Source organism: uncultured Desulfovibrio sp., from assembly GCF_944324935.1.
GTDB lineage: Bacteria > Desulfobacterota > Desulfovibrionia > Desulfovibrionales > Desulfovibrionaceae > Desulfovibrio.
Genome location: NZ_CALUYG010000089.1, coordinates 1 through 7,976, shown reverse-complemented (window position 1 = coordinate 7,976; position 7,976 = coordinate 1). Strand labels below are relative to the sequence as shown.

Sequence of the window (7,976 nt, the reverse complement as noted above, 5' to 3'; positions counted from 1 at the left end):
GTTGTCGCGGCAGGGATCAAACAGCTTTTTTCGCGAGTTCCTGCCTGGTTTTTCAAAAGTATTACCTATGTACCTATGACCAGGGCAGGGAATTTTTCAATGACAAGCAGACAGACCACCATTTTGGTACGGCAAGCTCTTTCCGCCACGCCGGCTGCCCTGGAGAGCGGGGGCTCAATGAGCAGACAAACGGCCTGCTCCGGCAATTTTCCCCCGCACTCGAAACTTCAGGGGCCTTAACAAAAAAAATCAACGCTGAAACAGGGCCATGTATTCCTGATTGCCCTTGGGGCCTCGGATGGCGGCGGGGAGGACGCCGAGGCAGGAGAGGGCCAGCGTTTCCCCGCAGAAGGTGACGATCTTGTCCACGGCGCGCTGGCGGGCGGCTTCATTGCGCACGACGCCCTTGATGGTCTCGCCGGGGCCGAGTTCGAACTGAGGTTTGATGAGCACGGCCATACGACCGCCGGAGCGCAGCCATTGCAGGCAGGGGGGCAGGACGAGGGTCAGGGAGATGAAGGAGACGTCCCCGACCACCAGATCGACGGGTTCGGGGATGAGCTCCGGCGGTGCGGAGCGCAGGTTGACGCCTTCGAGATTGACGACGCGGGCATCGGCGCGCAATTTTTCATGCAGCTGGTTTTTGCCCACATCCACGGCATAGACGCGGGCTGCACCGTGCTGCAGGAGGCAGTCGGTGAAGCCGCCGGTGCTGGCCCCGGCGTCCAGGCAGACGAGGCCGGCCACATCCAGCTGAAAATTATCCAGGATGGTCAGCAGCTTGTAAGCGCCGCGGCTGACGTAACGTTCCTTTTCCAGCAGGATGAACACGGTATCCTCAGGGTAGGGATGTCCCGGCTTGTCCACCTTGAGGGGGGGCGCACCGGGCGGCAGTCCTTCCGGGGAGAGGGCGACCTTGCCGGCCATGATGAGGCGGCGGGCCTGTTCGCGGCTTTCGGCAAGGCCCTGCTGGTGTACGAGGGCATCCGCGCGTTGACGGGCGATTTTGGCACACATGCGCGGCAGTGTAGCCGCTTGCCCGGCGGGACGCAATGGCGGCCATCCGGCTTTTTTTCGGGAACCGGGCCACAAGGCTTGCCAACGCCGCAAAAGAAGGCTATAGATTTTGGCCCTGCCACGCACACGCCGTGACGCGGTACGAATTTTCAACGGCTCGCGCCGTTGCCATACACGAGGTTGACCATGAAGAAAGACATCCATCCCACGGTGTACAAGGCTACCATCACCTGCGCCTGCGGCAATACCGAAGAAGTGCTCTCCACCAAGGGCGAACAGGTGCATGTGGAAGTCTGCTCCGCTTGCCATCCCTTCTTCACCGGCAAGCAGCGCTTCCTTGATACGGCGGGCCGCATCGACCGCTTCCGCAAGAAGTACGCCAAATTCGAGCAGAAGTAGACAGTGCCGCATCGTGCGGCACGCCTGTAGACCGCCCTTTTCGGCGCGAAGATCTTCCTCTGGCAAGGCCGTTGACGGAATGTTCTGTCATGGCCTTGCTGGAGTTGTATCTTTTTCCCTCCCTTTTTTCCGCCGCTGACGCCTGACTGCGCCTCCCGTCCGGGAAAGAGAGTATGCCGGAGGAGGCGGCGTTTTGCCGCATCCACCGCCCTGGAAAAGCCAAACATGCACAAGCCAGCTTCTCAGATCCTGTCAGCCCTGCGTGGCGCATCCCTGCTGCTGTTTCGTTCGGCCTGCCCTGTCGTCGGCGGACAGGCCGTCATGGAAGGTATTATGATGCGGCATGGCGGGGGGTATGCCCTGGCCACCCGTCACCCCGAAGGGGAGATCGTGGTGGAGCGCTTCCCGTGGTTTTCGCTGACGGGCCATCCGCTGCTCAAGAAGCCGTTTTTGCGTGGCTTTCCGGTACTGCTGGAAACGCTGGTCAACGGCATCAAGGCGCTCAACCGTTCCGCCATCGTGCAGACGGATGCCGAGGAAGCGCCGGCCTCGGGCTGGCAGCTCATGCTGACCCTGCTGCTGGCGCTGTTCATGGCGGTGCTGCTTTTTGTGGCGGCGCCGCATGGCCTGTCCCTGCTCATGCAATGGCTCGGCGTGGGCGGCGGCGTGGAGGGGCTGACCTTCCATCTCTGGGACGGCTTCTACAAATGCTGCATCTTCATGGGCTACATCTGGGCCATTTCCCTTGTGCCGGACATACGGAGGGTCTTTCAGTACCACGGCGCCGAGCACAAGACCATCCATGCTTTTGAAGCGGGCGGCATCGTGGACGTCGCCGCCGCTGCCGGCATGAGCCGTCTGCACCCGCGCTGCGGCACGACCTTTCTGCTCTTTGTCATCTGCATCTCCATCATCCTGCATGCCGTGCTCGTGCCGGCGCTGCTCTATGTGTACACGCCACAGGGGAGCATCGCCAAGCATGCCCTGACCATTGCCTTCAAATTGCTGCTGGTGATCCCCATCAGCGCGCTGGCCTATGAGCTCATTCGCCATGCGGCGCGACTTTCCGATGGATTCTGGGCAAGCGTGCTGCGTACCCCGGGGCTTGTCCTGCAGCGTCTGACCACCGCCGAGCCGGACGCGGCGCAGCTTGAGGTAGCGCTTGCCGCCCTGCGCGAGGCCCTCGGCGAGGAGACTGCCGGACGGGATATCCGCACGGCGGAGTATATTGTTGCATCCGTTGAGCGCCCCTAGCGAGGCGCCTGCCCTACGGGAGGAACCATGTTCGGCAAACTCGAAGCGCTGGAAAACAAATATGTCGAGCTGGAAAAGCAGCTCGCCGACCCTGCCGTCTACAACGATCAGGATATGTACCGGAAAACCGCCAAGGCTCATGCCGATCTGCGCGATGTGGTGGAGCTCTTTCGGCGGCATCGTCAGCTTGTGCAGGAAATGAACGACAACAAGGCGCTTCTTCACGACAGCGACCCGGACATCAAGGCCATGGCACAGGAAGAGATCGCCGCCGCCGAAGAGGAGCTGCCCAAGCTGGAGCAGCAGCTTAAAGTCCTGCTGCTGCCCAAGGACCCGCTGGATGAAAAGAACACCATCCTGGAGATCCGGGCCGGTACCGGCGGTGAGGAGGCCTCGCTCTTTGCGGCCGACCTCTTCCGCATGTATACGCGCTATGCGGAAGTAAAGGGCTGGAAGGTGGAGGTGATGAGCGAATCCCCGTCCGATTCCGGCGGGTACAAGGAAATCATCTGCCTCATCTCCGGCGACAGGGTATACAGCCACCTCAAGTTTGAAGCTGGTACGCATCGTGTGCAGCGTGTACCCGCCACGGAAACACAGGGGCGCATCCACACCTCCGCCGCCACCGTGGCCGTCATGCCTGAAGCTGAGGAAGTGGATGTGGAGATCCGCCCTGAAGATCTGCGCATCGACATTTACCGGGCCTCCGGCGCGGGCGGCCAGCACGTCAACAAGACCGAATCCGCCGTGCGTATCACCCACATCCCCACGGGCACGGTGGTCACCTGCCAGGACGAGCGTTCCCAGCACAAGAACAAGGCCCGGGCCATGAAGGTGCTTGCGTCGCGCATTTTGGCGGCCGAGCGGGAGCGGCAGTCCAGCGAGCAGTCGGCCGACCGCAAGGCGCAGGTGGGTTCTGGCGACCGTTCCGAGCGCATCCGTACCTACAATTTCCCGCAAGGGCGCTGCACGGATCATCGCATCAACTTGACGCTCTACTCTCTTGACCGCATCATGGAAGGCGAGCTTGACCCGCTTTTCGAAGCGCTTGCCACGGCCGCCCAGGCTGAAGCGCTCAAGGCCAGCGCAGAGGCATGATCGCACGCGTGTTGCCCATACAAAAAAGCCGTTCCTCGGGACGGCTTTTTTTGCCTCTGCTGAGATGCGGAACACGCAGTCCTTACAGGGAAACCAGCGTCATGGTCAGCGGGACCGTCAAAATGGACAGGATGGTCGTCAGGGTCACCATCAGCGCCCCGTAATGCGGGTCGGTATTGTAGTAGGCGCTCATAAGCGCCGTTTGCAGGATGCTGGGCAAACCGGCCTGGATGATGAAGACCTTGCGCATGAGGTCCGGGATGTCGGGCAGGAAATGCAGCATGACGGCCAGCAGCAGCGGGGCCAGCATGAGCTTGCCCAGCACGCCGAGGATGAGGTCCTTGTCGATGTGCAGATGGCGCAGATCCATCTGATACAGGGTCGTGCCGATAAAGATCAGGGCAAGAGGAGTGGTCATATTGCCCAGGTACTGGGCAAAGGATTCCACAAAGCCCGGCAGACGGATGGAAAAAAGCACAAGCCCTGCGCCGCACAGCATGCCGATCATGGGCGGCGACAAAATATGGCGGGCGTTGGTCAGCAGGCTTGCCTTGGCCCGCAGTTCTTCTTTGTCATGGCTGATGGCGTAGTTACCCACCGTCCAGAAAAAAATGGTGTTGGCAAAAAAGTAGAGCAGCACAAAAGGCAGAGCCTCGTCGCCGAACAGGGCCAAATTGACCGGCAGGCCGATGTACATGGTATTTGAAGCGGAAATGCCGGTGCAAAACAAGCCGCGCCGGGTCTGCTTCACCCGCAGCAGTCGCGCCAGCACCCAGGCCACGCCAAAGGTGAGCAGCATGGACAGCAGGGGGATCAGCGAGCCATAGATCATGTGCAGGAGCTGGTCCCGCTGGAAAGAATGACTGACCGTATAAAACAGATAGGGCGGCAAGGCCACACATGTAATAAGGCGCGGCATGGTGATGATGGCATGCGCATCAAACCAGCCTTTGGCCGCCAGCACATAGCCCACAAGACTGATAAGCAACAACCCCAGCACGCCCTGGAGCGCCAGCCAGAAAACCATGCCATCCCCCTTGTCGCCACGGAAAGCAAACGTCCAAGCGGCACATTGCTCGAGACCGATCCTGACGGACAACCTGAAAAGTCGGAAAACCTGTCTCCGTACTATGCGGGAACAGGCATCCGCTGTCAAAGAAGAAAGCACCTGTGAGCATATTCCCCCAGACCGGGACGTCTCACGAGATTTGCGTTGCAAGAAAGGGAAGCGCTCGCACCGCCGCAACGGCCGTAGCTTCGTGCGCCACAAGGAAACGGAACTTTCCGACCGGTTCCCGCGCGATGAAACCACGCTTGCGCATACTCCAAGCACAGCCATGACCCTGCGAAAGAAATCACAGAGCAATGGACACGGCCATCGTGCTGCCTCCCATGCGCGCACGCACCTGGGCGACCATGCCTGGACGCTGAGCTTCGGTCGCACGTCGGCTATGCGAAAGCCCCCTAGCCCAGCCGCAAAAAGAGGATACGCCATTCGCAGACTGTCGCGCCTTTCCGAACTTCCAGCCGTGGCGCACGGAACCATCCAAGACAAGCCGTCTCCCCAGCTTCTGGACACCAGCCCGCCCTTCCATACCCTCATGCTCCTTCACCCAGCTTACGGGCGTAAGCGCGTCAGGGAGGAAGAAAGGCTAAGCACTGCCTTTTCCTTGCCCGTGCGTCGCCATTTCTACATGCCCGCCGCTCTCTCCGGCCCAGTGCTCTGATTCCCCAGCGTAGAGAGAAGGCTGTCCCCCTACATGCGGCGCAAACGAAACTACCGTGTTACAGGCGTAAGCGCGGCAGGGCACGGAGGAGATCACCGCCCCGCAGGGGCGGAAGCTCCGACGCCGCCCGGACGCTCGTCACGCGCCATGCGCGGGACAGCGGGAGGGCGATGCCCTCTGCCGCGCGACAGGGAGGAGGAAGGGGGGACTCCCTGAGCGGCCAAGAGGTCGTTAGGGATGGCTGCCCCAACGCGGGGTTGGGGGTTGTAGGGGGTAAGGGGCTGCGCAAGCCCCTTATCCCCTGCCCCGCGCCGGGAGGCGACCACGCCGGGATGCCTGGCAGCAGCCGCAAGCCAGCGGAAGAAAGAAAAAGAAAAGAGAGCCATATTCCAGCGAAGAAACGGCGACCACGCCCAGAGGGTAAGGCGAAGCCACAGGCCAAGGGCAGATAAAAAGAGTTCATCACGGAAAGAGCACGGAAAAAGAAAGCGGAAAGGGAAGAACAAAGTTCCTCAGTTCAGGGAAAACCGAGCGCAAAAGGGCAGACCCGCCAGTGACTGCGGAGTGGACGGAAAGCGAGGGAGGGGGGCGGAGGGAGAGAGGAAGGAGGGAGATAATGAAAAAGGCTCCCGCGCGTGAAGCAGCAGGAGCCTTTCGAGCAATCTTTGGCAGCGGCCTACTTTCCCACATGACGTTATGCAGTATCATCGGCGATGGAGAGCTTAACTACCGAGTTCGGAATGGGGTCGGGTGTACCCTCTCCTCCATGACCACCAAAGAAATCTTGTCAAATATAATTACAAGGGATGGAAGGAATTTCGAGAAACAAGACGCACGGGCTATTAGTACTGGTCAGCTCCACGCCTCGCGGCGCTTCCACCTCCAGCCTATCGACGAGGTAGTCTACCTCGGCCCTTCAGGACTTGCGTCAGGGAGAACTTATCTTAAGGCAGGCTTCCCGCTTAGATGCTTTCAGCGGTTATCCCTTCCACACTTAGCTACCCTGCTGTGCCGTTGGCACGACAACAGGTCCACCAGTGGTGTGTCCATCCCGGTCCTCTCGTACTAGGGACAGGCCCTTTCAATTCTCCTACGCCCACAGAAGATAGGGACCAAACTGTCTCACGACGTTTTAAACCCAGCTCGCGTACCACTTTAAACGGCGAACAGCCGTACCCTTGGGACCTGCTTCAGCCCCAGGATGTGATGAGCCGACATCGAGGTGCCAAACCGCATCGTCGATGTGAACTCTTGGATGCGATCAGCCTGTTATCCCCGGCGTACCTTTTATCCAATGAGCGATGGCCCTTCCATGCGGGACCACCGGATCACTAACACCTACTTTCGTACCTGCTCGAGATGTCTCTCTTGCAGTCAAGCTCCCTTTTGCGTTTGCACTCGACGGCTGGTTTCCAATCAGCCTGAGGGAACCTTTGCATGCCTCCGTTACTTTTTGGGAGGCGACCGCCCCAGTCAAACTACCCACCAGACACTGTCCAACTGCCGGATCACGGCGAGTCGTTAGGGACCTGAACAAACAAGGGTGGTATTTCAACGTTGCCTCCCTCCATACTGGCGTACAGAGTTCACAGGCTCCCACCTATGCTACACATGCAGGCTCAAATCCCAATGTCAAGCTATAGTAAAGGTGCACAGGGTCTTTCCGTCTTTCTGCGGGTACACGGCATTTTCACCGCGACTTCAATTTCACCGAGTCTCTGGCCGAGACAGTGTGGAGATCGTTACGCCATTCGTGCAGGTCGGAACTTACCCGACAAGGAATTTCGCTACCTTAGGACCGTTATAGTTACGGCCGCCGTTTACTGGGGCTTCAATTCGGAGCTTCGCTTGCGCTGACCCCTCCTTTTAACCTTCCAGCACCGGGCAGGCGTCAGTCCGTATACGTCGTCTCTACGACTTCGCACAGACCTATGTTTTTAGTAAACAGTCGCCACCACCATTTCTCTGCGGCTCCCTCAGGCTCTGTAGAGTGAATCACATCACCCAAAGGAGCACCCCTTCTTCCGAAGGTACGGGGTTATTTTGCCGAGTTCCTTGGCCAGAGTTCTCTCGAGCGCCTTGGATTATTCATCCCACCCACCTGAGTTGGTTTGCGGTACGGTCTGCGTGTCCTATACTTAGAAGCTTTTCTTGGCAGCATGGACTCAACTGCTTCAGCCTTACGGCTTCGGACTCGCGTCTCAGGATTGAAAAAGCGGATTTGCCTGCCTTCTCTCCCTACTCGCTTGCACCGGGATATCCAACACCCGGCCAGCCTATCCTCCTGCGTCCCTCCATCGCGCGAACACACAGGTACGTGAATATTAACACGTTTCCCATCAGCTACGCCTTTCAGCCTCGCCTTAGGGGCCGACTCACCCTGGGAAGATTACCTTTACCCAGGAAACCTTGGGTTTACGGCGAACGGGTTTTTCACCCGTTTTATCGTTACTCATGTCAGCATAATCACTTCTCCACAGT

At 59.3% G+C, this 7,976-nt stretch carries 6 protein-coding genes and 2 rRNA genes; 4 read left to right on the top strand and 4 right to left on the bottom strand.

All coding sequences use genetic code 11. The features are described 5' to 3' along the window. A partial coding sequence (locus tag Q0J54_RS12170) for a hypothetical protein (RefSeq protein ID WP_296306028.1) occupies nucleotides 1–240 on the top strand: 240 nt, incomplete at its 5' end. 9 nt (nucleotides 241–249) lie between these two features. Here Q0J54_RS12170 and Q0J54_RS12165 read toward each other — a convergent pair. Further along, nucleotides 250–1,017, bottom strand: coding sequence for a TlyA family RNA methyltransferase (locus Q0J54_RS12165; protein WP_296306026.1), 768 nt, complete (start codon nucleotides 1,015–1,017; stop codon nucleotides 250–252). Nucleotides 1,018–1,203: 186 nt separating this feature from the next. Between Q0J54_RS12165 and rpmE the strand changes: the two genes are divergently transcribed. The 3 genes from rpmE (at nucleotide 1,204) to prfA (ending at nucleotide 3,768) form a co-directional block, all read left to right on the top strand. After that, nucleotides 1,204–1,416 (top strand): 50S ribosomal protein L31, encoded by a 213-nt coding sequence (rpmE, locus tag Q0J54_RS12160; RefSeq protein ID WP_296306025.1) that lies wholly within the window; start codon nucleotides 1,204–1,206, stop codon nucleotides 1,414–1,416. A 225-nt stretch (nucleotides 1,417–1,641) separates the two neighbouring features. Then, nucleotides 1,642–2,670 carry a DUF1385 domain-containing protein gene (locus Q0J54_RS12155; protein ID WP_346666904.1) on the top strand — a complete coding sequence of 343 codons (1,029 nt, stop codon included), beginning with the start codon at nucleotides 1,642–1,644 and terminating at the stop codon, nucleotides 2,668–2,670. A 27-nt stretch (nucleotides 2,671–2,697) separates the two neighbouring features. Then, entirely contained in the window at nucleotides 2,698–3,768 is a 1,071-nt protein-coding gene (gene prfA, locus Q0J54_RS12150; protein WP_296306024.1) for a peptide chain release factor 1, read from the top strand. 82 nt (nucleotides 3,769–3,850) lie between these two features. Here the strand turns inward: prfA and Q0J54_RS12145 are convergent, their stop codons facing one another. The 3 genes from Q0J54_RS12145 to Q0J54_RS12135 all read right to left on the bottom strand — a co-directional run. After that, nucleotides 3,851–4,795, bottom strand: a complete 945-nt coding sequence (locus Q0J54_RS12145) for an AEC family transporter (RefSeq protein ID WP_296306023.1) — start codon at nucleotides 4,793–4,795, stop codon at nucleotides 3,851–3,853. Nucleotides 4,796–6,158: 1,363 nt separating this feature from the next. Beyond that, nucleotides 6,159–6,273 (bottom strand): 5S ribosomal RNA (gene rrf / locus Q0J54_RS12140). Nucleotides 6,274–6,316: 43 nt separating this feature from the next. Further along, nucleotides 6,317–7,976, bottom strand: a 23S ribosomal RNA gene (locus Q0J54_RS12135); the annotation flags it as partial.